The sequence below is a fragment of the Leifsonia sp. T36S-04 genome (genome assembly GCF_042465655.1).
GTDB lineage: Bacteria > Actinomycetota > Actinomycetes > Actinomycetales > Microbacteriaceae > Leifsonia.
Map to the genome: position 1 here is coordinate 3,138,683 of NZ_CP146286.1, position 24,369 is coordinate 3,163,051.

Genomic DNA, 24,369 nt, shown 5'->3' on the forward strand with positions numbered 1-24,369 from the left:
GTCAGGCCTGAGCCGGAGCCCCGGCTCCCTGCTCGGCCATGTAGGCCTCCGGGCCCTTCTCTGCGGCCGCGGGGGCCATGTAGAGGTAGGACAGGTTGTTGCCGTCCGGGTCCTCCAGGTCGCGGGAGTACATGAAGCCGTAGTCCTGAGCCGGGCGCGGCTCGGTGCCTCCGGCCTCCAGGCCCCGGGCGACGATGGCGTCGACCTCTTCGCGGGAGTCCTGGCTGAGTGCGATGGAGGCGCCGGCCTGCGTGCGCGGGTCGATGATCTCCTTGTCGGTGAACGTCGCGTAGAACTCGCGCGTCTGCACCATGAAGTAGATGGTGTCGCTGAGCACGACGCATGCGGCGTTCTCGTCGGTGAAGAGCGGGTTGATGGAGTACCCGAGCGCCTCGTAGAACGCCTTGGAGCGCTCGAGGTCGCTGGTCGTGAAGTTCACGAAGATGTTGGTCGCCATTGTGTCCTCCTGATGGGTTCGGGGATCCGAATAGCCATTAGCTTGCTCTTTGCAAGTTCACTTGTCAAGAACAAGTAAATGATGCTTGCGGACCCGCGCAATGGACTCGTGGATCTCGGGAGCCAGCACGACCGTCCCCGCCGCCTCGGCGGCCTCCAGCGCATCCGCCTGGGCCGCGTCGGCATCCTGGAACCACGACGCCACGGTGACCCCGTGCCCGGGGCGAGACACGATCCGGACGGTGTCGCCGGCGCCCACGGTCCCCGACTTCACGACCGACAGATAGGCGCCCACACGCCCCTCCTCGGCGAACCGTTTCACCCAGTGCGGCTCGCGCATCCGACGCTGGAAGGTGGCGCACGGCGTGCGCGGGCACGTCACCTCGACGACGAGTTCGTCACCGACGGCCCAGCGTTCGCCGATCTCCGCGCCGTTCACGTCCAGACCCGCGGTACGCAGGTTCTCGCCGAAGAGCCCCGCTGGGATGTCGCGCCCCAGGGCCTGCGCCCAGTACTCGGCGTCTTCCTCGGCATACGCATACAGGGCCTTGGTGAGCCCGCCGTGGTGCTTCCGGTCGGCCTGGACATCGCCGTACAGCCCGAGCGGACGCACCCGCAGCCGCCGCTCCACCGGCTGCTTGTCGATCGCCGTGACGCCGATCGACCCCGAATCCGACTGCAGTCGCGCGACCCGGCACACCGCGAGAATCTCCGCCATCGGCCCAGTATGCCAGCGGATGCCGCTCAGCGGATGCCGCGCATCATCCGGAGCACCCAGGGGCTGATCACGGCGAGCAGGATGCCGATGACGATCGCGACTCCGCCGATGAACGAGAAGTACACGGCTTCGGTCGCGGGCGTGTAGAGCTTGGCGAGCTGACCCGCCATCGCCGTGCCGAGTGCCACCGAAAGGAAGTACAGGGCGACCATCTGCGCCTGGAATTTGCGCGGCGCGAGCTTCGTCGTCACCGACAGTCCCGGGGGCGAGATCAGCAGTTCGGCGACCGTGAACACGAACAGGATGCCGACCATCGCCAGCAGCGGAGTGCTGTTCGCACCACCACCCGTCCAGAATAGGAAGAGGAAGAAGGCGAGGCCCATGAGGATCGTTCCCGCAGCGAACTTGATCGGCGCCGACGGCTGCTTCGATCCCCACTTCGTCCAGATGGCGGCGAAGACACCCGACAGCACGATGATGAAGATCGGGTTGATGGACTGCACCCACGACACCGGGAACTCCCACCCGAAGATGTTCCGGTCGAGCCGCTTGTCGGAGTAGATCGTCACCACCGTGAACTGCTGCTGGTACAGCGACCAGAACGCCGCGTTGGTGATGAACAGGGGGATGAAGGCCACGATCCGGCTGCGCTCCTCACCGCTCACCAACCGCGACGTGAGGATGACCACGAAGTAGGCGATGGCAGCCACGATCGTGACGCCGATCACCCAGAGCGCCAGGTTGGCCGGGTTGATGACGCCGGTGAGCACCAGCACTACGATCACGACGATGCCGGCCGCGCCGATCCCGAACATGAGCGGGTACCGGGTACGCGGCAGCGGGTTCGGGATGACGCGCGACGCATCCGGCAGCCTCTTGCGACCGAGCGAGTACTGGATTAGGCCGATCGCCATCCCGACCGCTGCGAGGCCGAATCCCCAGTGGAAGCCGAGCGTCGTCTGGAGCAGGCCGGTCAGCAGTGGTCCGAAGAACGCACCCAGGTTGATCCCGAGATAGAACAGCGAGAAGCCGGCGTCGCGTCGCGGATCCTTCTCTGCGTAGAGCGTCCCGACGATCCGGGTCGCGTTCGCCTTCAGACCGCCGCTGCCGAGCGCGACGAAGAGCAGACCGACGAGCACTCCGCCGACGCCCGGGATGAGAGCCAGCGAGATATGGCCGGCCATGATGACGACCGCGCTCCAGAACAGCACCCGCTCGGAGCCGAACAGACGGTCGGCCAGCCACGCGCCGAGGATGGTCGAGAGGTACACCGCGCCGCCGTACGCCCCGACGATCCCCGCCGCCGTCGCCTGGTCGATCCCCAACCCGCCGCGCTCGGCCGAGTAGTACAGGTAGATCAGCAGGATGCCCTGCATGCCGTAGAACGAGAACCGCTCCCACATCTCCACGCCGAAGATGTTGGCCAGCGCGCGCGGCTGGCCGAAGAACCCGTGGCTCGCGTCGTCCTCGCGTCTGGGCGGTGCCGTTTCCGTTTCGCTCATGGCGCCCATGGTCCCACCGACCGCGTCGCGGCGAAACGCCGTCATTACCGACACGTTGCGCGCATACGCACGATTTGGCCGCTTCTCTCGCTGTCACGCAACGATCCACCATAAACTCGGGCGCGTGGACAACCTCGATCGCAGCATCCTCGACCTCCTGCGCCAGAACGCGCGGGCCGGCTACGGCGACATCGGATCGGTCGTCGGGTTGTCGGCGTCCGCCGTGAAGCGGCGCGTCGACCGGCTCGTCGCCGACGGGGTCATCCGCGGGTTCACGATCCAGATCGACCCGGCCATCGACGGCATGAGTACCGAGGCGTACGTCGAGCTGTTCTGCCGCGGCACGGTTTCGCCGGAAGAGTTGCTGCGCATCCTCTCGGCGGTCCCCGAGGTGGTGGATGCCGGAACGGTGACCGGCAGCGCGGATGCGATCGTCCACATCCGCTCGCGCGACATCCCGAGCCTGGAGGCCGCCCTCGAGAAGGTGCGGCTGGCACCCAACGTGGATCACACCCGCAGCGCCATCGTGCTCTCCCGCCTCATCAACCGCGGCCACGCCTGAGCGTCGCAAAACTTCAAGACCGCCGGCGTCCGGTGGATGAGACTGGCGGCATGACCTCGACAGCGCGAGCCGACATCCACATCGACGCATCCCGCGAACGCCTCTGGCACGCCCTGACCGACCCCGCCACCATCGAGCGCTTCCTCTTCGGCAGCCGGGTCGAGACGGACTGGAGCAAGGGCGGCCCGATCGTGTACCACGGCGAATGGGAGGGCAAGCCATACGAAGACAAGGGCGTCATCCTCGACATCGTTCCCGGCGACCGGCTGGTCACCAGCTACTACAGCCCGCTCAGCGGCAAACCGGACGTCCCCGAGAGCTACCAGACCGTGTCGTACCTCCTCGCGGAGGACGGCGACGGCACCCGCGTCACCATCACGCAGGACGGCTGCGCCGACGACGCGGAGGCCCAGCGGATGGGCGACAATTGGCAGCAGGTGCTGCAGTCGCTCCGGTCGGTCGTCGAGGCCGACTGACCGCCCTCTGCGAGAACGTTCAGCCCTCGCGCACCGCGGCGACGCCGCGTCCGAGCACGGACACGGGCAAGAGTGGCACGATGGGCGCATGAAGCTGCTCGTTGTCGAAGACGATCCGGACATGGGAGGCCTCGTGCAGCGGGGACTCGCCGCCGAGGGCTACGACGTCACCCTGGTCACCAACGGCGTCGACGCGATGATCGCCCTGCACGGTGACACGTTCTCCGCCGCCGCAGTCGACGTGATGCTGCCCGGGATGAGCGGCTTCGAGCTGTGCCGTCACATCCGCGAGGCAGCCAACCCGATGCCGATCCTGCTCCTGACCGCCCGCGACGCCATCGAGGACCGCGTGCACGGACTCGACTCCGGCGCCGACGACTACCTGACCAAGCCGTTCGCCTTCGCCGAGCTCGCCGCCCGGATACGCGCCCTGCTGCGGCGGGAGCCGACCGGAATGCGCCCCCAGGTGTCCGTCGGGCGCCTGACGATCGATTCGCACGAACATCAGGCGACGGTCGCAGGGCACGAGATGCCGCTCAGCCGGCGCGAGTTCACGCTGCTGCGGCTGTTCGCCACGAACCCAGACAAGACCCTCTCGCGTTCGGACATCCTCGAGTCGGTGTGGGGCACCACCGAGAACATCGGGACGAACGTCATCGACCAGTACGTGTCCTATCTGCGCAAGAAGCTGGACGCGGCGGGCGCGGGCCTGTCGATCGTCACCGAACGGGGACGCGGCTACCGGCTGGACGCCCGCCACGCCGCCGATTCGAAGCGCTCCGGCGCCGAGACCACCGCACACGGCGCCGCGCCGACGACGTGAACCGGCTGCGGCGCCTGTCGATCACGGCCCGGATCACGATCGGCAGCCTGATCGTGGCGGCCCTGTTCGCCCTCGTCGCCGTGGTGATCATCCGGATCGGGGTGTCGTCGATCCTCCACAACGCGACGGTGACGCTGCTCGACAACGACGTGGCGGCGCCCGCGGAGAGCCTACCGACCAAGCCCGGCGGCCCGTTCGCCCTGCCGGGAGGCGGTCAGGAGCTCGCCATCGTGGCCGAGGACGGCACGATCCTGGCCTCCACCATGCCGGAGGCGCTGGAGGACCGGATCGGGAGGCTGATCAACCAGGGAGAGCAGCCACGCGACGTGCAGGCGGGCGACGAGCACTATCTGGTGCTCTCCCGGAGCGTATCGACGTCGACCGGCATCATGCACGTGGTCGCTGCCCGGAACGAGGAGACGACGGCGCTGCTGCTGGACCGTCTGACCGGTGCCCTGCTGGTGGGCGCCGGGGTGCTGATCTTCGCCTTCGGCGGCGCCTCGTGGTTGCTGACCCGCACAGCGTTGCGGCCTGTGAGCCGGATGCGGGAGCAGGCGGATCGCATCGCGGCCGCCAGCCCCGACGAGGTCGGGCTTCTCCCGGTGGGACCGGCGCAGGACGAGCTCTCCGAGCTCGCCACCACCCTGAACGACCTCATCCTCCGGTTGCGGGCCTCCGCCGATCGGGAACGCCAGATGGTCTCGGATGCGAGCCACGAGCTGCGCACGCCGCTGGCCGTCCTCCGCGGGCAGCTCGAGCTGGCGGAGTTGGATGCGGGCGACCCGGAGGCGCTGCTCAGCGACGTCCGCTCGTCGCGTTCGACGGCGATCCGGTTGGCGCAACTGGCGAACAACCTGCTCGAGCTGTCGCGGATCGAGGCGGGCCCGTCGAGCGGACGGATCGACTGGCGCACGCTCGTCGACGAGCTGACCGACGCGATCGATCGGGCGCGCCTGCTGGTCAGCAACGACGACGAGGCGGCCGGGATCTCCGTCGACTTCGACTACGACCCGCGCCGCCGGCCCGCGCCGGGGTCGCGCGTCGCGCTGTCGCCGACCGATTTCGGTCGCATCCTGGACAACCTGCTGGGGAACGCCATCACGGCGATCCGCGCGACGGGTGAGCCGCACGCGGAGGCGACGGTCACGGCGACGCTCGCTCTGGTCGAAGGCGCGGAGGGCGGTGATGTGGTCGTCTTGACGGTGCGGGACTCGGGACCGGGTATGCCGCAGGACTTCCTACCGGTCGCGTTGGACCGGTTCACCCGGGCGGATGGCTCTCGCACGGGTCAGTCCGGTGGCGGGCTGGGGCTCGCGATCGTCGGTGCGCTGGCGGATGCGGCCGGCGGCCGGGTCGTACTGGCCAATGCGGAGCCGACGGGGCTGACCGTGACGGTGACGCTGCCGATCCGTCGGGACTGAGCGGGCGTCGGCGCGTGCCGCGCTTCGCGCCCCGTACGGTGGGATCCGGGTCGCGCCTCAGTGGCCGCTGTGATCGGAGTCGACGCCGGCGCCCGGACCCTCGTCGAGCGTGTCCAGTTCGGCCACGTCGTCGGCGTCGAGCTCGAAGTCGAAGACCGCGAGGTTCTCGGCCATCCGCTCGGGGTTTCGCGATTTCGGGATGGCGACCAAGCCGTTCTGCACGTGCCAGCGGAGCACGATCTGGCCGGGAGTGCGGCCGTGCTTGTCCGCCAGCCTCCGGAGGACCGGTTCGGAGAGCAGGTCGCCGCTGCCGCCGATGGGGCTCCAGGATTCGGTCACGATGCCGTGCTCGCTGTCGTACGCTCGCTGCTCCCTCCGCGGGATGGCCGGGCTGAGCTGGATCTGGTTGACGGCCGGGACCACTCCGGTATCGGCGATCACCCGGTCGATGTGCGCGGGTTTGAAGTTGGAGACCCCGATCGCGCGCGCCTTTCCCGACTCGCGCAGCCGGATGAACGTCTCCCACGTGGAGACGTAGAGGTCGCGCTGCGGCAGTGGCCAGTGGATGAGCAGCAGGTCGACGTAGTCGAGGCCAAGCCGCTGCAGGCTGGCATCGAGTCCGGCGATCGCGCGGTCCTCCCCCTGGTAGCCGCCGTCGAGCTTCGTCGTGACGAACCAGTCGTCCCGCGGCACCCCGCTCGCCGCGAGGCCTCGGCCGACGCCGACCTCGTTGCCGTACTTCGCCGCCGTGTCGACGTGCCGGTAGCCGATCCTTGCCGCTGCCACGACGGCCTGCTCCACCTCTGAGTCATCGAGCGGCCACGTGCCCAGGCCGAGCTGCGGGATGCTGCCGCCGTCGCGGAGCGGAAGAGAGGGGATCAAGGTCGTCATGCGTGTCACCCTACGCGTGCTCCGATGACGCCGTCGGAGAGCGTCGTCGGGTTGCCGAACCGGTGGTTCGTGATCGAGATCGCCTGTTCGCGCAGGAAGGTGAGCACCTCGACGCGACCGGACGGGGTCACAGGTCCGCTGTAGACGGCGACATCGGGCGTTCCGCCCAGCGCGGCGGCGAGCGCAGCGGGGTCGCCGCCGATCAGCCGAATCCGGTGGGCGTTGATCCGCCGTCCGCGCACGCGCGACAGCCAGTGGGCGTCGGACTCGACCACCACGTCGATCTCACGTTCACGGAGCAGCGCGAACGTCGTCTTGGGCAGGGCGACGGGCGTGCTGACCGTGAACGGCGAGCGCGCAACCGTCGCGGCCGCCATGACGCGCAGTAGTTCGGGGAGCGAACTACCCTCCGAGAGCCGGATCGCCACCGGGACGGGGCGGTACCGGAACAGGTTGCGCTCGACGCCGAGCCCCGACACGTCCTTCGCCCGGTGGTATTCGTTCGCGACGGCGATCGCGTCGCTCAACGCCGAGCGGCGGACGAGGTCGAACGACGGATAGTCCATGGAGGACTGTCCCGATTCGATGAGGTCGGACACCCGTGGTTCGAGCCCGCGCAGGTGGAGACTGGAACTGGAGTGGCCCGCCTCCGGCACCCATGTGCCGAGCCCGAGCAGGTAGTTCGGTCCGCCCGCCTTCGCGCCGGCCCCGACCGAGGACCGTTTCCAGCCGCCGAAGGGCTGCCGCCGGACGATCGCGCCGGTGATCCCCCGGTTCACGTAGAGGTTCCCGGCCTCGACGGTGTCGAGCCAGTGCTCGAGCTCGTCGGAGTCGAGCGAATGGAGGCCCGCCGTCAGCCCGTACTCGACGGCGTTCTGGAGACGGATGGCTTCGTCGAGATTCCGTGCGGTCATGATCCCGAGCACCGGACCGAAGAACTCCGTGAGGTGGAAGTACGAACCCGGTTGCACGCCGGTACGGATTCCGGGCGACCAGAGACGACCGGATCCATCCAGCGGCTTCGGCTCGACCAGCCACTCCTCTTCTGCTCCGAGCGCCGTGAGCGCGTGGTGGAGCTTGCCCGACGCCGGTTCGATGAGCGGCCCCATCTGGCTCGCCGGGTCCTGCGGATAGCCGACGCGCATGCTCGTGGTGGCGTCGATGAGCTGATTGCGGAATCGCTCCGACTTCGCCACGGAACCGACGAGGATGACCAGGCTCGCGGCCGAGCACTTCTGCCCGGCATGCCCGAACGCGCTCTTGACGATGTCGGCGACGGCAAGGTCGTAATCGGCGCTCGGTGTGACGATGATGGCGTTCTTGCCGCTCGTCTCGGCCAGCAGCGGGAGGTCGGGGCGCCACGAACGGAACAGGCGTGCCGTCTCGTACGAGCCCGTGAGGATGACACGGTCGACGCGCGAGTCTGCGACGAGCTGTTGACCGAGTTCGTTCTCCGCCACATCGACGAGCGCGAGCAGCTCCCGCGGGATTCCGGCCTCCCACAGCGCCTCGACCATGACGGCGGCGGTTCGCCGCGCCTGGGGCGCCGGTTTGATGATGACCCCGCTTCCCGCGGCGAGCGCCGCCAGCACGGAACCGGCGGGGATGGCGACGGGGAAGTTCCACGGCGGGGCGACCACCGTCAGTTTCGACGGAATGAACCGTGCTCCCTGCACCGCATCGAGTTCTCGCGCGCGGGTGGCGTAGTAGTGCGCGAAGTCGACCGCTTCGCTGACCTCCGGATCCGCCTCCGCGATCGTCTTGCCGGTCTCGGCCGCCATGACTTCGATCAGGCGATCGCGGTTCGCTTCCAGCGAGTGCCCGGCGCGATCGAGCAGCGCGGCACGCTCCTGACCGGAGCGCCGTCCCCAGGCCTCTCCCGCCTCCGCCGCCGTCCGCATGATCTGGTCGAGGCGATCGGGGTCCGTGATCACGCTTGCTTCGATGACATCCACGCCGATCGTCGAGGTCTGCGATCGCGCCAGGATCCGCCGGCCCCAGGCGCGGTTCGCCGCGAGGGACGGATCGGTGTCCGGAGCGTTCCGGAAAGCGTCTCCGGCGTCACTGTCGGGCGGCGGGAGCTCGATCCCGCTCGATCCCCGGGTCAAACCGAGTACGACGCTGGTCAGTCCTTCGTCGTGGGAAGGCGCGATCTCCGGCGCGGGCGGGCGCGTGAACGACGGCGCCGAGGCCTCCTCCCATTCGCGCGTACGGTCCTGCTGCCGATTCGGCAGCGGCGATCCACCCCGGGTGCGGGCATCTGCTTCGAACTCCGCCACCGACGCAAGGAAGCGCTGCTTCTCCCGCTCGAAGAGTTCCGGGTCCGAGTCCAGCTCGAACACCGCCGACATGAAGTTCTCCGGACTCGCGTTCTCCTCCAGCCGCCGGATCAGGTACGAGATCGCGACGTCGAACTCCCGAGGGTCGACCACTGGCGTGTACAGCACGAGGCGACCCACCGTGCGGGCGACGACCTCGGCCTGGGCGGTCGCCATCCCGAGCAGCATCTCGAAGTCGATCCTGCCGGTGACACCGCGCCGGGAGGCGAGCAGCCACGCGTAGGCGATGTCGAAGAGGTTGTGCCCGGCGACACCGATCTTCACCGCCTCCGTGTGCTCGGGCCTCAGCGCCCAGTCGAGCACCCGCTTGTAGTTGGCGTCGGTCGCTTGCTTGCTCTCATACGTGGCGAGCGGCCAGTCGTGGATCGTCGCATCCACCCGCTCCATCGCCAGGTTGGCGCCCTTCACCACACGGACCTTGATCGGCGCTCCCCCGGAGCTGCGCCGCTGGGTGGCCCACTCGGTGAGCGTCTGCAGCGCGCCCAGCGCGTCGGGCAGATAGGCCTGGAGGACGATTCCCGCCTCGAGCCCACGCAACTGCGGCTTGCTCAGGATCGTGGTGAAGACGGCCATCGTCAGGTCGAGATCGCGGTACTCCTCCATGTCGAGGTTGATGAATTTCGGCGTCGGGGACGCCGCCGCCAGCTCGTAGAGCGGGGTGAGCCGCTCCACGACGCGGTCGACCGTCTCGTCGAAGGCCCACATCGACAGCTGCGATGCGATCGACGACACCTTGATCGACACGTAGTCGACATCGTCACGGGCCAGCAGCGTCCGGGTGCCCTCGAGCCGGCGCGAGGCCTCCTTCTCTCCGAGCACCGCCTCGCCGAGCAGATTGAGGTTGAGCCGGGGCCCGGGCGCGCCCGACGACCCGGATTCCCCCGACTGCTGCGGTGCCCGCAACTTCTCGATCGCCGGCCCGAGCTTGGCCGGGGTCGCATCCACGACCAGGTGACCGACCATGCCGCGAAGCACACGCCGGGCGATCGGAACCACCACCCAAGGCAGCACGGGCCCGAGCACCCCTCCGAGCCAGATCGCGACCCGCATGTACCAGGGCAGGAAGCGCGGGATGCGCTTGGCCACCCGCTGAAGGTTGTAGCCGGCGACGAAGAGGTCCTGCGGGCGCGCCACCCCGTCGACGAACCCGACGGCGAAGTCCAGCCCGTCCGGATCGCTGAGCACCCCGGCAAGCCGTTCCGCTGCGGGGTCCCGTCGACTCCCCGCTCCGTCGTCCGCCCGCGTGCTCTCGGCGAGCCAGCGCTGCACCAGCCCGACCGCCTCGTGAGCGATCGCCGCCGGGCGCGCCTCGGCGCCATCTGTTCCATCGACCATGCTGACGACACTATTACCCGGCGCTGGGCTGCCTCCGAAGCGACCTGAAGATGTGGATAACTCGCCCGGTAGAGTCGATCTATGAACGACCGTTCCACCTCGGCTTCCGGCGCGCCCTCCGCGGCAACCCACGACATCGTCATCGTGGGAGGCGGCCACAACGGCCTGACCGCCGCCGCCTATCTGGCCCGCGCAGGCAAGTCCGTGATCGTGCTGGAGCGACTGGAGGATGTCGGGGGCGCGGCCGTCAGCGCACAGGCCTTCCCGGGCGTGGAGGCACGCCTGTCGCGGTATTCCTACCTCGTCAGCCTCCTCCCGCAGCGGATCATCGACGACCTCGGGCTCGACATCCGGCTGGCACGACGCCGCTACTCCTCGTACACGCCGGTGCCGGGCGACCCCGCGGGTGCCGGGCTCCTCATCGACAACACGGATGAGGCGGCGACCTCGGCATCCTTCGACTGCATCGGCGCCGCCGACGACGCAGCCGGCTTCGAGTCGGTCTACCGGAGCACCGGCGAACTGGCCCGGGCGCTCTGGCCGACGGTCACCGAGCCCCTGCTCACGCGCTCCGAGGCCAAGGCGCTCGTCGGCGACGACGAGTTGTGGGATGCGATCGTCGAGCGTCCCATCGCCGAGTTCATCGAGTCCCGCGTTCAGAGCGACCTGGTGCGCGGCGTCGTCGCCACCGACGCCGTCATCGGCACCTTCGCCAGCCTCACCGACCCCGGGCTCGCCCAGAACCGCTGCTTCCTCTACCACGTCATCGGTCAGGGGACGGGCGAATGGGATGTCCCGGTCGGCGGGATGGGCGCGGTCACCGGCGAGCTCGCCCGCGTCGCTCGCGAAGCGGGCGCGCGTATCGTCACCGGCGCCGACGTCACACGCATCGACCCGGACGGTTCCGTCGAGTACGTCCGCAACGGCCACGAACGCCGTGTCGTCGGCGCCGACGTCCTCGTCAACGTCGCGCCGGAGGTGCTCGACCGCCTGCTGGGAGAGCAGCCGACGCCGCCCCGCGAGAAGGCGGAAGGAGCGCAGGTGAAGGTCAACCTGCTGCTCAAGCGCCTCCCCCGCCTCCGGGACGAGGCCATCGACCCCGCAGCGGCCTTCGGCGGAACGTTCCACATCAACGAGACGTTCAGCCAGCTCGAGGAGGCCCACTCGGGCATGAGCCGGGGGGTGATGCCCGACCTCCTCCCCTGCGAGATCTACTGCCACACCCTGTCGGACCCCAGCATCCTCGACCCTGAACTGGCCGCATCCGGCGCCCAGACCATCACCGTCTTCGGGCTGCACACTCCCGACCGCTGGCTCACCGCCGGGAACAACGACGCCACGCGGCAACGGCTTCAGGATGCCGTTCTCGCCTCCCTCAACTCCGTGCTGGCGGAACCGATCGAGGACCTGCTGCTGACCGACGCCGACGGCCGGCCGTGCATCGAGACCAAGACGACACGCGACCTCGAGCAGGCGCTCAACATGCCCGGCGGCAACATCTTCCACGGTCCCCTCTCCTGGCCGTTCGCGGAAGACGACGACGCGCTCGGCACTCCGGCCGAGCGCTGGGGAGTCGCAACGCGCCACCCCCGCATCCTGCTGTGCGGGTCGGGTGCGCGTCGCGGCGGTGCGGTGAGCGGGCTCGGCGGCCACAACGCGGCGATGGCCGTGCTCGAAGGCTGAGAGCTCTCGAAGCGCCCCCCTGCCGTTTAGCCGATCGCGTGACTAAGGTGTGGATCACCAGAGGCTGAGCCGACGGAGGTCATCATGCTGCCGCACCCCACAGGACGACTGGTACGCAAGGACGACGGGGTCTATCTCGTCCTCGACCGGATGTTCAAAGCACCGATCGAGGAGGTGTGGACGTACTTCAGCCGTTCCCCCCGCCTCGCCGAGTGGCTCGGCGAGTACACCGGATCCGGAACGACCGGCGCCGTCAGGTTCCGGATGACGGCGGACGGGAGCGAGGGCCCATGGGTCGACGTCACCATCCTGGAGTGCAGCGCACCCCACCGGCTCCACGCCGAGATCCCCGAGGGCGAGCAGGCCTACAGGATGTTCGCACACCTCACCGAAGCGAGCGGCCACACCACGGTGACGGTCGGCCGCAAGCTGCGGTCGCTGGTGGAGGAGGCGGACGCGGGCCCGCGCTGGGACTACTACCTCGATCGGCTGGTCGCCGCACACGACCACAAGCCGGAGCCCCAGTGGAGCGACTACGCGCCGGCGATGGACGAGCACTACCGCGATCTGTGCCGTGAGCTCGACCGCGACCTGCGTTCCGACGCCGCCGCAGCCCGTTCGGGAACCACGCGCTGACGCTTCTCAGTGCCAGCGATGGTCCTGCACGGCCATCCGCGGACCGAGTCGCTGGAACCGGAAGCCGCTCGCGAAGATGAGCCGCACCACGCGCTGCCGGTGCCCCTTCCACGGTTCGAGCAGTTCGAGCATCCCGTCATCGTCAACGCGGCGGCCGATCAGCGCCTCACCCACCTGATGCGCCAGGTGGTAGTCCCCGACGCTGACGAGATCGGGATGACCGTGCGAGCGCTGCAGCGTCTCGGCCGCCGTCCACACCCCGACGCCCGAAATGGTCTGGAGTACCGACTCGGCCGCCGCGAGCGTGCCGGCCGCATCCACCGCACGCTCCAGCGACGGCGCGACCGCGAGTACGGCCTGGACCGCACGAGCCCTGCGCGGATCGACCCCGGCGCGATGCCACTCCCACGACGGGATGCCGCGCCACTGCTCCACCGTCGGTGTCACCCGCATGCCGTGCGGGGCCGGTCCCGGAGCGGGTTCGCCGTACCAGCGGAGCAGCCGCGACCAGGAGCGGTAGGCCTCCAGGCTGGTCACCCGCTGCTCGATGATCGCGGGGAGCAGTGCCTCCAGCATCCGGCCGGTCCGCATCAAGCGGAGGCCGGGGTTGCGGTGGCGGCTGTCCCGGAGCAGCCGATGCCCGCTGACGTCGAGCCCGGCCCAATCGTCGCCGCGCCCCAGTAGTTCGGGCACGGCCGAGATCGCCCACTCGGCTCCGGGCCCCCACGCCGCTGCGGACACTCCGCCGTCCGCCGACGGGCGGAGGAGGCGCACGGTCGCGGCACCCACCGGCGTGCGCCAGGTTCGCCACATGCCTGTGCGGTCCCACGAGGTCGTCGGATCGTACGGTCCGCGGCCGAGCATGGCCAGCGTGCCGGCGAAGTCCAGCGGCTCGGCAGGGCGATAGACCGTCTCGGCATCCGGTGCCGTGTTCCACCCCGAGGCGGCGGGAGCGGGCAGCACGGTGGTCATGCTGGAATGCTACGTCACTCCCCTGACGGTGGATCTCCGCCGAAGGGCTACCCGGACGTCGGTGGTCTCCCCTACCTTTTCCCGCATGGGAATCGAACTCGACACGACCGCGGTCGCGCGCCTTCGCGACGCCGTCAAGGGAACCGTCTACGTCCGCGGCGATGAGGGACTCGCCGCCGAAGTCATCTGCTACAACCCGGCGATCCGCCACGACCCGGACATCGTTGTCGCTGTCGCGACGGAGGGCGATGTGGTCGAGGCGGTGCGCTTCGCCCGCTCCGCAGGGCTGCCCGTGCGCGTCCAGGCGACCGGCCACGGGGCCGAAGCGCCGATCGTCGGAGGGTTGATCATCTCCACCCGCGGCCTCGACGGGCTGTCGATCGATCCGGAGACGCGGCTGGCGCACATCAGCGCGGGACTCCGCTGGGCTCCTGTCATCCTGGCCGCCGCCGAGCACGGCCTGGCGCCGGTGACGGGATCGTCGACGAGCGTCGGCGCCGTCGGCTACACCCTGGGCGGTGGCATCGGACCGCTGGCCCGCACGTACGGATTCACCTCCGACTGGGTGCGCGGGTTCCGCGTGGTCACCGCGGACGGCGCGATCGTGACGGCGGACCGCGAGACGAATCCCGACCTGTTCTGGGCCCTACGGGGAGGAAAGGGCGGACTCGCCGTCGTCACCGAGATGACGCTCGAACTCGTTCCTCTGCGCTCCCTCTACGGCGGCAGCGTCTTCTTCGAGGGCGGGGCGATCGAACCGGCTTTGCGCGCGTGGATCGAGTGGTCCGCCGAGCTGCCGGATGAGGCGACGACGTCGGTCGCACTCCTGTCGGTACCCGACCTGGAGGGTCCGCCGCCGCCCCTCCGCGGCCAGACGGTTCTCAGCGTCCGCTTCGCCTACCCGGGAGAAACCGCTGCCGGAGAGAAGCTGTTCGCGCCCATTCGCGCCGCCGCCCCGGTCTACCTCGACTTCGTGACCGAGATGCCCACGACCGCGGTCGCGAGCATCCACAACGATCCCGAAGAGGGCGGCCCGACGTGGATCCGCGGGTACATGCTCGACACCTTCGATCAGGACGCGGGCGATGTCATCCTCGAACTCGCCGGCCCCGGCTCCGGCGCGCCGTTCCTCGCGGTCGAAGTCCGTCAGATCGGCGGCGCGACCGCGCGCGACACCGACGACGGCACCGCCGTCGGCGGCCGCGACAGCGGATACACCCTCACCCTGCTCGCCGCCGACCCGTCGACCTTCGCCGAGGCAGCGCCCGCGCGTGCACGCGCCATCTCCGACGCACTCGGCGATCGCATCTCGGCGATCACGAACGTGAACTTCGCCGGCGATCTCGCCGACCGGGCGGCCTTCGAGAAGGTGTGGCCTCCCGCCGTGCAGAAGCGTCTGCAGGCAGCGCGCAGCGAATGGGACCCTGACCGAGTATTCGCCTTCGGACCGGGTTGACCTCGGCGGTGCCGGATCACTCGCTCCAGACGCTCGGCGCCTCCGCGCGGGTCGACGGCAATGCGGCGTCGGAACCCCACTCGATGAGCCACTCCGGGATGGTGACGTCCGTCGGTGACGCGCCCACCGCATCCAGCAGCTCCTCGATGCTGACGACACCGCCCGTGCGCTTGAGGAAGCGGCCGCGGATGAAGGCCTGCGTATAGATCTCGCCGTCGACGGTGAACCGCTGCTCGACGTAGACCGCCTTCTCGTCGAAGCCGAGGATGCGCGACTCGACGACGAACGGCTGCCAGAGCTCCAGCGACTTGCGGAACGAGATCGTCTCCGAGGCGACTACGGGATACCAACCCCGCTGCTTGAAGATTCCCCACACCCCGTTGCGCTGGAGCAGGTCGAACCGCCCGATGTCGGCGATCGACAGGTACACGCCGTTGTTCATGTGCTTCAGGATGTCGAGGTCGGTCGGCAGGACGCGGAACCGCGTCCGCGCCACATCCCAGTGTCCGAGGCGCGGGCCGAAGCGCGAGATGATCGCGTGAAGCATCGTTCGGAAGATCATGTGCACGCCGCAATGGTAGTGATTCACCGGGAACCGGCCGCGATCGTTGTCCAACCTCTCCAAAAGCGGTGGGGCGCGGCGGGGTCGGAATTGTGTCCGTCAGCGGGGCAGGGGGACTTCGAGCAGACTGGCTCCGGCCGGAGGCGCCGACAGCGCCTGGTCGAGCTCGCCCTTGGTGCGGGCGACGGCGTGATGCCAGCCATAGGCCCGCGCCAACGCGGCGAGGTCCACATTCTGGGGTGTGTACAGGACGCGGTCGAACGCGCGCGCCGCGGCGGTCCCGGCCACCTCGAGCCCGTCGAAGATGGTTCCTCCGCCGTCGTTCCCGACGACGACCTGCAGGTGAGGCGTCGGTTCGCCCACTCCGAGAAGCAGCGAGCCGACATCGTGGAGGAGCGCGAGGTCGCCCAGGAGGACTCGCGTCACGCCGCCGGGAGTGCCCGCCTCGTCAGCCGCGCGCTGGCTGGCGAGCGCGATGCCGGTGGCGGTCGCAACGGTTCCGTCGATGCCGGCGAGTCCGCGGTTGGCGTGCACCGTGATCCTCTTGCCCGGCACCGTCCGGTCGACATCCCGGATCAATCGGGACGCACCGAGGACGAGCCGGTCGTGCGGCCACGTGTAGCGCCAGACCGCCTCGGCAAGCAGGGCACGGGTGATCGGTGCCCGGATCGCAGCGAGCTCGGCCGAGGCGAAGGCGAGCGCGTCCGCCGGTTCGAAGGACCGCGCCTTCTCCACGTCGGGGGCGACCGCAGCGGGGCCGGACGCACGCTCGAGCGCCTCCGCGATCCTGCGGCTGGCGAACACCCAGCGGCCGACCCACCCGCGCACCTCGGGCGCACGGACGTCGATCGACTGCGCCGGCCGCACTTCGCCGACGATCTGCGCCCGGTGGCCGGGGTTGTAGGCCTGCTCACCGGTCGGCGCGACGACGATCACCTCGACGTCGTCACGGGTGAGGAGTCCGGGCACCTCCCTGCTCAGGGTGGGATGCCCGAAGACGATGGCGCGCTCGACCGAGCCGCCGAAGTCCTCCTCGCGGAGGAGCTCCCGGTAGGACACGACCAGGTTCGGCCCGAAGTGGGCGCCGCTGGAGACCTCCGCTAGGAGCGGGAACCCGGCTTCGCGCGCGAACTCCTCCGCACGGGGACCGGCGTCCGCCCCGGCCACGACGACCGTGCGCGGGCCCCCGTCGACCGCGACGCTCTCCCTGCCGAGGGCCGCTGGCCCAGCCGTCTCCGGAAGCGATCCCGTGACGACTTCGGGTGTCGGCGGGACGGCGACCGACAGCGGCTCGCGGAACGCCACGTTCAGGTGGACCGGTCCGGGATCGGCGGTGTCCGCTCCGACTGCTGCGCGCACCGCCGCTTCGGCGAGCGCTGCGGCGCGCTCCGGCTCGTCGCTCTCGCCGGTGGGGGCATCCACATCGACGGACCAATGAACCGCCGCAGCGTACAGACCGTCCTGTTGTGTGGTCTGGTTGCTCCGGATGCCGCGCAGCTCCTCCGGCCGGTCGCCGGTGAGAACGATGAGCGGGATGCCGGCCTCGTGCGCCTCGAGGACGGCCGGGTGCAGGTTGGCGGTCGCCGTGCCGCTCGTGGTGATCACGACGGCAGGTGCGCCGGTCTCCCGAGCCAGGCCGAGCGCGAGGAAACCGCCTGAGCGCTCGTCGATCCGCACGTGCAGCCAGGCCGAGCCCGAACGCTCCAGCTCCGCGGCGACCAAGGCGAGCGCCTGCGACCGTGAACCCGGGCTCACGACGAGGTCGCGGACGCCGTTCCGGATGAGGGCACTCAGCAGTGTCAGGGAGAAGTCGGTGGCGGGGTTTCCCGTCCGCACGTCACCCGCGGGCGCAGCGGTGCCCGCTTCAGATGGCGCGCCCGGATGCGGGCGCTCACCCATCCCGGCGGCCGGTCTGGTCGTTGTCCGGGCCGTTGTCGTCGAGCTCGGAGAGCTCCTTCTCGAGTTGCCGGATCCGTTCTTCCTGATCGTGGTCCAGCCGCAGCTTGCCGAGGAACTCGGGGTCGTCGTCCGGTGCCGTCACCCGCCGGCCCGGGGCCGATCTCCGTCGGCCCCGGCCGATGAGGAACCACAGGATGCCGCCGATGACCGGGAACAGGATGATGATGAGCAGCCACACGGCCTTCGGGAGGCCACGCACGCGCAATCGGTCGAACAGGGCGCAGTCGGCCACCGAATAGATGTAGAAGACAAGGGCTGCGACGCCGATGGCTATCCAGAGGCGGACCATGCGTCAATCGTAACTCTCAGAGACGGTCTCTAAGCTGGGAGGGTGAAGCGGATTCCCTCCTGGATTACCTACAGCGTCCTACGCCTCCTGGTGTTCGCTGTGCCGCTGGTGATCCTGCTTCTGCTCGGCATCGTCTGGTGGCTCGCCGTCATCGCCGCGGCGCTGATCGGCCTGTGCCTCTCGTACATCTTCCTGAGCCGGCCGCGCAACGCAGTCTCCTCAGACCTGTACGCGGTGCGGCACCGCGACAAGCCGGCGCGCACGGAGGACGACGACGTCGAAGACGCTGCGATCGAGGATGCTGCGCGCGCGCCGGCCGATGACCGCGAACGCGGCGATCAGAAGGCGTAGGCGGCGCCGAGCGCGATCCCGACGAGCAGCCCGGTCAGGCTGGTCAGCTGCAGGGCGGTCACCAGTTCACGCGGCGAGCGCCCGAACAGCGTGATGACGCACGCGGGGAGCGCTGCGAGCAGGGCGAACATCCCGAACCACGCCAGCGGATAGAACAGGGCGAGGACGCCGAGGATGCCGAACGGCACGAGCAGGAGCACGCAGAAGATGATCCGCGAGGCCACGGGTCCGAGCAGCACGGCGAGCGTCCGTTTGCGCGCCAGGCGGTCCGGTTCGATGTCACGGATGTTGTTGACCATGAGGACCGCGCACGCGATGAGTCCGGCGATGACTCCGCCGTACCAGGACTCCTGATTGACGGTGCCGGCCAGCATGTAGGTGGTCCCTGCGGTCGCGACCAGCCCGAAGAACACGAAGACGAAGACCTCGCCGAGTCCGTAGTAGCCGTAGGGACGCTTGCCGCCGGTGTAGAACCACGCCGCCGCGATCGCTGCGGCACCGATGAGGAGCACCCACCAGTGCTGAGTCAGGATCACGAGGATGAGCCCGGCAACCGCCGCCAGCGCGAAGAACGTCAAGGCGACCGTGAGCACAGCACGCGGCGCGGCCTTGCCCGAACCGGTGAGCCGGCCAGGGCCGACGCGGTATTCGTCCGTGCCTCGGACGCCGTCGGAGTAGTCGTTGGCGTAGTTCACGGCGATCTGGAGCAGCACCGCCACCGCGAGGCAGAGCAGGGACCGGATGGGGTGCCAGATGGCGGGCCCTTCGGCCACCTTGGCGGCGCCGACACCGATGAGCACCGGCGCGACGGCCAGCGGCAGGGTGCGCAGGCGCGCGCCGGCGATCCAGTCCGCGGTCGTGGCGGGCTTGGCCGCTGCGGTCGCGGCACCGGGGCGGCCGCTACGGCCTCCACGCGGACCGCGCGCCATCGGCGGGGCCATCCGCTGCATTCGTGGCTTGTTCTGACTCATCACAGAGCGAATCGTAACAACATCGGCTATGCCCCTTGGCTCTGCACGACCGCGGCAAGCTCGACGCGGTCGGGTTTTCCACTCGCCAACCGGGGAAGCCGCTCCACCGTGACGATCCGGGCCGGCGCCGCTGCACGCCCCAGCCGATCGGCCACCCGTCGCCGCAACTCATCCAGCGGGACCGCGGTCGCGTGCTCCGTCACGACGACGGGAACCTGCCCCCACTCCGTATGGGGTGCCCCGACGACCACCGCGTGTCCGAGCCCAGGCACATCCTGAACGATCCGCTCGACGGCGTCGAGGAGCACCTTCTCTCCGCCCGAGATGATGACGTTGTCCGAACGGCCGAGCACGGTGACATGGCCGTCGATCGAGACGTTGCCGAGGTCACCTGTGCGGTACCACCTCGTCCGGTCGGCCTCATGGAAAGCGGCTGCGGACCGCTCCGGGTCGCCGAGGTACCCTTCGGCGAGCACCGGTCCTGAGATCTCCAGCAGCCCAGCGGCCTCCCGCACGACCGTGGTGCCGATCGGCACACCGTCGTAGACGCATCCTCCGGCCGTCTCACTCGAACCGTAGGTGGTGACGATGCGCGCTCCGAGCTGCTCGGCCCTCGCCCGCAGCTCAGCACTCAACGCCTGGCCGCCCACGAGCACACCGTCGAATCGCCGCACAGCGTCCGCCACCGGCCGCGCACCCGCCTCGGCGCTCTCGACGAGCCGAGCCAGCTGCACCGGCACCAGCGAGGTGTATCTCAGGTCGTGGCTCATGGCTCCGGCAACCTTCGCGAATCGGACCGGGTCGAAGTGGCCGCTGCCGTAGTACACCGGTTCGGTCTCGGCCGCGAGCGACCGAACCAGCACCTGCGCGCCCGCCACGTAGTGGGCCGGCAACGCCAGCAGCCACTGCCCCTGCCCGCCGAGCGCTCCCGCCGATGCGGCGGCACTCGCGAGGAGTGCGTCGGCGGACAGCGCGACGCGCTTGGGTGCCCCGGTCGATCCCGAGGTCTCGATGACGAGTGCGACGTTCTGAGCCACCGTCTCGCCGGGCTCGGGCCAGCCCGGCGTTCCCTCCGGCTCAGGCGTTGCACCGGCCGACGCCCCCACCAGCCCTGTCCCCGACCGCGGCACGACGGCGCCGCCGGTGCCCTCCAAAGACTCACGAAGGGCACCGAATACCTCGGCAGGCCGGCCGGCGTCGACCACCCGCACTGCTCGCGTCATCGCCGACGCCTCAGTACTGCCAGGGGAACGGCGACCAGTCCGGTTCCCGCTTCTGCAGGAACGCATCGCGCCCCTCGACCGCCTCATCGGTTCCGTAGGCCAGCCGGGTCGCCTCCCCCGCGAACACCTGCTGTCCGACGAGACCATCGTCGACCGCGTTGAAGGCGAACTTCAGCATCCGGATGGCCGTGGGCGACTTCGTGAGGATCTCGTTGGCCCACTCCAGCGCAACCGCCTCGAGCTGCGCGTGCGGCACGACCGCGTTGACCGCGCCCATCTCGTACGCCCGCTGCGCCGAGTACTCACGGGCGAGGAAGAAGACCTCGCGGCCGACCTTCTGCCCCACCTGGCGAGCGAAGTAGGCGGACCCGTAGCCGGCGTCGAACGACCCCACGTCCGCATCGGTCTGCTTGAACCGCCCGTGCTCTTCGCTCGCGATCGTCAGATCGCACACCACGTGCAGCGAATGACCGCCGCCCGCCGCCCATCCCGGAACCACCGCGATGACCACCTTCGGCATGAAGCGGATCAATCGCTGCACCTCGAGGATATGGAGTCTGCCGCCACGTGCCGCGTCGATGCCCGACGCGGTCTCTCCCTCGGAGTACTTGTAACCGTCCCGGCCACGGATCCGCTGATCGCCGCCGGAGCAGAAGGCCCAGCCCCCATCCTTCGGGCTCGGTCCGTTACCCGTGAGGAGGACTACGCCGATCCGCGAGTTGATGCGAGCATCCTCGAGAACCGCATACAGTTCGTCGACGGTGTGCGGGCGGAATGCGTTGCGGACCTCGGGACGGTTGAAGGCGACCCGCGCGATACGCCCCGTGACGTCGTGGTGATACGTGACGTCGGTGAGCGCATCGAAACCGGGGACCTCACGCCACGCGCTGGGGTCGAAGAGTTCTGAAACGTCCGCTTGCATGAGACCAGCCTACGGTTCGCCGTCGCGGGCGGCCCGGGACGTGCAAGACTGGGGAAATGTCGCCGGAGCTCGCCGACCTGTTAGAAACTGCGCAGGTTGTGTCCCTTCCCATGACCACGCGGTTCCGCGGCATCACGGTCCGTGAGGCCGTGCTCTTCGAAGGCCCGGAGGGCTGGACCGAGTTCTCGCCGTTCGTCGAATACGACGACGCCGAAGCCGCCGCCTGGCTCCACGCCGCCATCGACTTCGGCTGGCGCGCGACTCCCGCGCCCATGCGCGACCGCATCCCCGTCAACGCCACAGTCCCGGCCGTCCCGGAGGGAGAAGTGGATGCAGTCCTCGCCCGCTACCCGGGAGCCCGGACCGCGAAGGTGAAGGTGGCCGAGCCAGGTCAGACCCTCGCCGACGACGTCGCGCGCGTGCGGGCGGTGCGCGACGTGCTCGGCCCCGAGGGACGCGTGCGGGTTGACGCCAACGCGCTGTGGAACCTCGACGAGGCGGAGCACGCCATCCACGCGCTCGCGCCGTTCGACCTCGAGTACGTCGAGCAGCCGTGTGCGACCATCGATGAGCTGGCGGAGCTGCGGCGCCGCATCCACTACATGGGCATCCCCATCGCAGCCGATGAGAGCGTCCGCAAAGCCGCTGACCCCTTGGCCGTCGCCCGGGCAGGCGCCGCCGACCTGCTCGTCGTCAAAGCCCAACCGCTGGGGGGAGTGCATTCCGCCCAGCGCATCGTGGCCGAGGCCGGTCTTCCGGCCGTCGTCTCCAGCGCGATCGACACCTCGGTCGGGATCGCCATGGGCGCGTACCTCGCTGCGGCCCTTCCGGACCTCGAGTTCGACTGCGGGCTGGGGACAGTTGCGATGTTCGTGGACGATGTCGCCGACGAACCGTTGCTTCCGGACAACGGGAGCATCCCCGTCACCCGCCCGTCGGTGTCGTCGAGGCGACTGGATGCACTCCGGGCCGGAGAGGACCGCACCGAATGGTGGCTGGGTCGGGTCCGCCGGTGCTACCGCATCGTCGAACATGCCGCCGCGCTCTGACGCGCGCTCGGAACGGCCTCAGCTGTAGAGGCGCTCCGGGACCTCGAGCCCGTAAATCGCCCGGCCCGAATTCCAGATGGCAGCGCACGCGGCGCGCAGCAGGTCGACCGGGTCGGATCCGTCCGACAGGATCCGCACGTCGTTGCCCTCGACCGCGACCGTCGCGTCCCGCACGCTGACCGCGCCGTTCCGTGCTGTGCGCACTTCCGGGTACGGTTCGCTCAACCCACGCAAGTCCCGCAGGATGTAGGTGGGACGCGAGTCCGCGTCCGCCGAGAGCAGCTGCTTGCCGCCGTCGATGCCGGTCAGCACCAGCACCGAATCGATGCCCGCGCGGTTTGCTCCGAGCACGTCGGTGTCGAGGCGGTCGCCGATGAAGAGGGGCTTCTTCGCGCCGAAGCGCGCCACCGCCTCGTCGAAGATCGCGCGTTCAGGTTTGCCGGCGACGAGCGGCAGCCTGCCGACCGCAGTGTGTACAGCGGAGACGAGCGTGCCGTTTCCGGGCGCGATGCCGCGGGCAACCGGAATCGTCCAGTCGGTGTTCGTGGCGATCCACGGGCGTTCGACATCGGTGCGGCCCTGCAAAGCGAACGACGCCTCCGCGAGGTCGGCCCAGCCGAGTTCCGGAGCGAACCCCTGGATGACGGCCGCCGGTCCGTCTTCCGCCGAACGGGTGACGACGAAGCCGGCCTTCTGCACTTCGTCGACCAGCCCGTCCCCGCCGATGACGAGGATAGGCGAGCCGACGGGAACGTGCTGAGCGAGCAGTCGGACCGCCGCCTGGGGCGAGGTCACCACATCGGACGGCTGCACGTGCAGGCCGAGCTCGCTGAGGTGCTCTGCGACGGTCGCGTCCGTCCGCGAGGCGTTGTTGGTGATGTAACCGACCCGCGTGGTTTCAGCGATGGCGTTCAGACTGTCGACCGCATAGGGGATCGCGTCGGGCCCCTTGTAGACGACGCCGTCGAGATCGGCGAGAACGAGGTCGACACCGTCCAACGGCGCCGTGCCCTCACCGGTCCGTCGAAACAGCGCCATCGTCCGGCTCGTCCTCTCCGTCGTCGTCAAGGTGGGCGCCGTCGGCCTCCACGCCAGCGTCTGCATCCGCATCTGCGTCTACATCCGCGGCTGCATCCGCGTCTTCGCCTGCGTTCACATCCGCATCCGCATCCGCGTCGATGAGCTCCTCCACGATGTCGATCGTCTCGAGCTCGTCGTCAGAACTCTCCTGGTCGAACGCGGCCTCGGCGCGCGCAGCACGATCGCGCCACTGCGTTGCCTCGGCGCCGCGGCCGAGTTCTTCGAGGACCTCCGCGTACGCGTGAAACAGGTCCGCGCTGTAGCTGAAGGCGCGCTCCGGATTGAGCTGAGGGATCTCCAGCTCCGCGAGCGCTGCGTCCGGCTGACCGAGGTCGAGTCGGGCACCGGACATCGCGATGGCGAGCGACACTTGGACGTCTGCGGGCAGCGACGAACGCTCGACGGATCGGCCCAGTTCGAGTGCGCGGTCGGGTCGTCCGACTCCCCGCTCGCTGTCGACCATCAGTGGCAGCTGGTCGTTCGAGCCGGAAATGCGCCGGTAGGTACGCAGCTCGCGCAAGGCCAGCGCGAAATCACCGATGGCGTAGGCCGTGATCGCGAGCGTCTCCCGGACGACTGCCACGCGGCCCGCCCGCCGAGAGGCAGAGACGGCGTGCTGGTGGGCGAGCTCGGGATCCGTTTCGATCAGCCGGCCCGCCATCACCAGGTGCTTAGCAACCCAGTCGCTGTTGT

23 protein-coding genes are annotated in these 24,369 nt (G+C 69.4%); 9 read left to right on the forward strand and 14 right to left on the reverse strand.

Annotation, left to right across the window (positions count from 1 at the left end):
- Position 1: 1 nt before the first annotated feature.
- The 3 genes from P3F85_RS15310 to P3F85_RS15320 are packed head-to-tail and all read right to left on the reverse strand — an operon-like array spanning position 2 to position 2,685.
- Positions 2–457 carry a VOC family protein gene (locus tag P3F85_RS15310; RefSeq protein WP_374008707.1) on the reverse strand — a complete coding sequence of 152 codons (456 nt, stop codon included), beginning with the start codon at positions 455–457 and terminating at the stop codon, positions 2–4.
- Between the two features lie 57 nt (positions 458–514).
- Complete coding sequence (locus P3F85_RS15315) at positions 515–1,174, reverse strand: MOSC domain-containing protein (RefSeq protein WP_374008708.1); 660 nt, start codon at positions 1,172–1,174, stop codon at positions 515–517.
- 26 nt (positions 1,175–1,200) lie between these two features.
- Positions 1,201–2,685 (reverse strand): peptide MFS transporter, encoded by a 1,485-nt coding sequence (locus P3F85_RS15320; protein ID WP_374010953.1) that lies wholly within the window; start codon positions 2,683–2,685, stop codon positions 1,201–1,203.
- Between the two features lie 115 nt (positions 2,686–2,800).
- On the opposite strand from P3F85_RS15320, the gene P3F85_RS15325 reads away from it, so the two are divergent.
- The 4 genes from P3F85_RS15325 (at position 2,801) to P3F85_RS15340 (ending at position 5,958) form a co-directional block, all read left to right on the forward strand.
- On the forward strand, positions 2,801–3,238 hold the full coding sequence (locus P3F85_RS15325; RefSeq protein WP_374008709.1) for an Lrp/AsnC family transcriptional regulator: 438 nt from the start codon (positions 2,801–2,803) through the stop codon (positions 3,236–3,238).
- Between the two features lie 50 nt (positions 3,239–3,288).
- Positions 3,289–3,714 carry an SRPBCC family protein gene (locus P3F85_RS15330; protein ID WP_374008710.1) on the forward strand — a complete coding sequence of 142 codons (426 nt, stop codon included), beginning with the start codon at positions 3,289–3,291 and terminating at the stop codon, positions 3,712–3,714.
- Positions 3,715–3,802: 88 nt separating this feature from the next.
- Positions 3,803–4,537, forward strand: a complete 735-nt coding sequence (locus P3F85_RS15335; protein WP_374008711.1) for a response regulator transcription factor — start codon at positions 3,803–3,805, stop codon at positions 4,535–4,537.
- Complete coding sequence (locus tag P3F85_RS15340) at positions 4,534–5,958, forward strand: sensor histidine kinase (protein ID WP_374008712.1); 1,425 nt, start codon at positions 4,534–4,536, stop codon at positions 5,956–5,958. The genes P3F85_RS15335 and P3F85_RS15340 overlap by 4 nt, the downstream gene beginning before the upstream one ends.
- Positions 5,959–6,015: 57 nt before the next feature.
- Here P3F85_RS15340 and P3F85_RS15345 read toward each other — a convergent pair whose 3' ends face one another.
- Together P3F85_RS15345 and P3F85_RS15350 are read right to left on the reverse strand one after the other, a co-directional pair.
- Positions 6,016–6,849, reverse strand: coding sequence for an aldo/keto reductase (locus P3F85_RS15345; RefSeq protein WP_374008713.1), 834 nt, complete (start codon positions 6,847–6,849; stop codon positions 6,016–6,018).
- A 5-nt stretch (positions 6,850–6,854) separates the two neighbouring features.
- Positions 6,855–10,523: a proline dehydrogenase family protein gene (locus tag P3F85_RS15350; RefSeq protein ID WP_374008714.1), complete on the reverse strand. Its 3,669-nt coding sequence runs from the start codon at positions 10,521–10,523 to the stop codon at positions 6,855–6,857.
- A gap of 81 nt (positions 10,524–10,604) precedes the next feature.
- Between P3F85_RS15350 and P3F85_RS15355 the strand changes: the two genes are divergently transcribed.
- Together P3F85_RS15355 and P3F85_RS15360 are read left to right on the forward strand one after the other, a co-directional pair.
- On the forward strand, positions 10,605–12,206 hold the full coding sequence (locus P3F85_RS15355; protein ID WP_374008715.1) for a phytoene desaturase family protein: 1,602 nt from the start codon (positions 10,605–10,607) through the stop codon (positions 12,204–12,206).
- Between the two features lie 84 nt (positions 12,207–12,290).
- Positions 12,291–12,842, forward strand: a complete 552-nt coding sequence (locus tag P3F85_RS15360) for an SRPBCC domain-containing protein (RefSeq protein WP_374008716.1) — start codon at positions 12,291–12,293, stop codon at positions 12,840–12,842.
- Between the two features lie 6 nt (positions 12,843–12,848).
- Here P3F85_RS15360 and P3F85_RS15365 read toward each other — a convergent pair whose 3' ends face one another.
- Positions 12,849–13,814, reverse strand: coding sequence for a DNA-3-methyladenine glycosylase (locus P3F85_RS15365; RefSeq protein ID WP_374008717.1), 966 nt, complete (start codon positions 13,812–13,814; stop codon positions 12,849–12,851).
- 85 nt (positions 13,815–13,899) lie between these two features.
- Here P3F85_RS15365 and P3F85_RS15370 point away from each other — a divergent pair, with 85 nt between their 5' ends.
- Positions 13,900–15,270 carry an FAD-binding oxidoreductase gene (locus P3F85_RS15370; protein WP_374008718.1) on the forward strand — a complete coding sequence of 457 codons (1,371 nt, stop codon included), beginning with the start codon at positions 13,900–13,902 and terminating at the stop codon, positions 15,268–15,270.
- A gap of 16 nt (positions 15,271–15,286) precedes the next feature.
- Here P3F85_RS15370 and P3F85_RS15375 read toward each other — a convergent pair whose 3' ends face one another.
- From P3F85_RS15375 to P3F85_RS15385, 3 genes are all read right to left on the reverse strand, one after another.
- Complete coding sequence (locus P3F85_RS15375) at positions 15,287–15,838, reverse strand: acyl-CoA thioesterase (protein WP_374008719.1); 552 nt, start codon at positions 15,836–15,838, stop codon at positions 15,287–15,289.
- 93 nt (positions 15,839–15,931) lie between these two features.
- Complete coding sequence (gene menD / locus P3F85_RS15380) at positions 15,932–17,731, reverse strand: 2-succinyl-5-enolpyruvyl-6-hydroxy-3-cyclohexene-1-carboxylic-acid synthase (RefSeq protein ID WP_374008720.1); 1,800 nt, start codon at positions 17,729–17,731, stop codon at positions 15,932–15,934.
- Positions 17,724–18,080, reverse strand: coding sequence for a PLD nuclease N-terminal domain-containing protein (locus P3F85_RS15385; RefSeq protein WP_374008721.1), 357 nt, complete (start codon positions 18,078–18,080; stop codon positions 17,724–17,726). Before P3F85_RS15385 ends, menD begins: the two co-directional genes overlap by 8 nt.
- Before the next feature lie 42 nt (positions 18,081–18,122).
- Here P3F85_RS15385 and P3F85_RS15390 point away from each other — a divergent pair, with 42 nt between their 5' ends.
- Positions 18,123–18,431 carry a DUF4229 domain-containing protein gene (locus tag P3F85_RS15390; protein ID WP_374008722.1) on the forward strand — a complete coding sequence of 103 codons (309 nt, stop codon included), beginning with the start codon at positions 18,123–18,125 and terminating at the stop codon, positions 18,429–18,431.
- Here the strand turns inward: P3F85_RS15390 and P3F85_RS15395 are convergent.
- The 3 genes from P3F85_RS15395 to P3F85_RS15405 all read right to left on the reverse strand — a co-directional run bounded on the left by P3F85_RS15395 (position 18,419) and on the right by P3F85_RS15405 (position 21,547).
- Positions 18,419–19,402 carry a 1,4-dihydroxy-2-naphthoate polyprenyltransferase gene (locus P3F85_RS15395; protein ID WP_374010954.1) on the reverse strand — a complete coding sequence of 328 codons (984 nt, stop codon included), beginning with the start codon at positions 19,400–19,402 and terminating at the stop codon, positions 18,419–18,421. The genes P3F85_RS15390 and P3F85_RS15395 overlap by 13 nt on opposite strands.
- 26 nt (positions 19,403–19,428) lie before the next feature.
- A complete protein-coding gene (locus P3F85_RS15400; RefSeq protein WP_374010955.1) occupies positions 19,429–20,439 on the reverse strand; it encodes an AMP-binding protein in 1,011 nt (336 codons plus the stop codon).
- Positions 20,440–20,635: 196 nt separating this feature from the next.
- The gene (locus P3F85_RS15405) at positions 20,636–21,547 is read right to left on the reverse strand and encodes a 1,4-dihydroxy-2-naphthoyl-CoA synthase (RefSeq protein ID WP_374008723.1); all 912 of its coding nucleotides are present in this window, start codon (positions 21,545–21,547) and stop codon (positions 20,636–20,638) included.
- Positions 21,548–21,603: 56 nt separating this feature from the next.
- Here P3F85_RS15405 and P3F85_RS15410 point away from each other — a divergent pair, with 56 nt between their 5' ends.
- The gene (locus tag P3F85_RS15410) at positions 21,604–22,596 is read left to right on the forward strand and encodes an o-succinylbenzoate synthase (protein ID WP_374008724.1); all 993 of its coding nucleotides are present in this window, start codon (positions 21,604–21,606) and stop codon (positions 22,594–22,596) included.
- 18 nt (positions 22,597–22,614) lie between these two features.
- Here P3F85_RS15410 and P3F85_RS15415 read toward each other — a convergent pair whose 3' ends face one another.
- Positions 22,615–23,634, reverse strand: coding sequence for an HAD-IIA family hydrolase (locus P3F85_RS15415; protein WP_374008725.1), 1,020 nt, complete (start codon positions 23,632–23,634; stop codon positions 22,615–22,617).
- Positions 23,609–24,259, reverse strand: coding sequence for a hypothetical protein (locus tag P3F85_RS15420; RefSeq protein WP_374008726.1), 651 nt, complete (start codon positions 24,257–24,259; stop codon positions 23,609–23,611). Before P3F85_RS15420 ends, P3F85_RS15415 begins: the two co-directional genes overlap by 26 nt.
- Positions 24,260–24,369 lie beyond the last annotated feature (110 nt).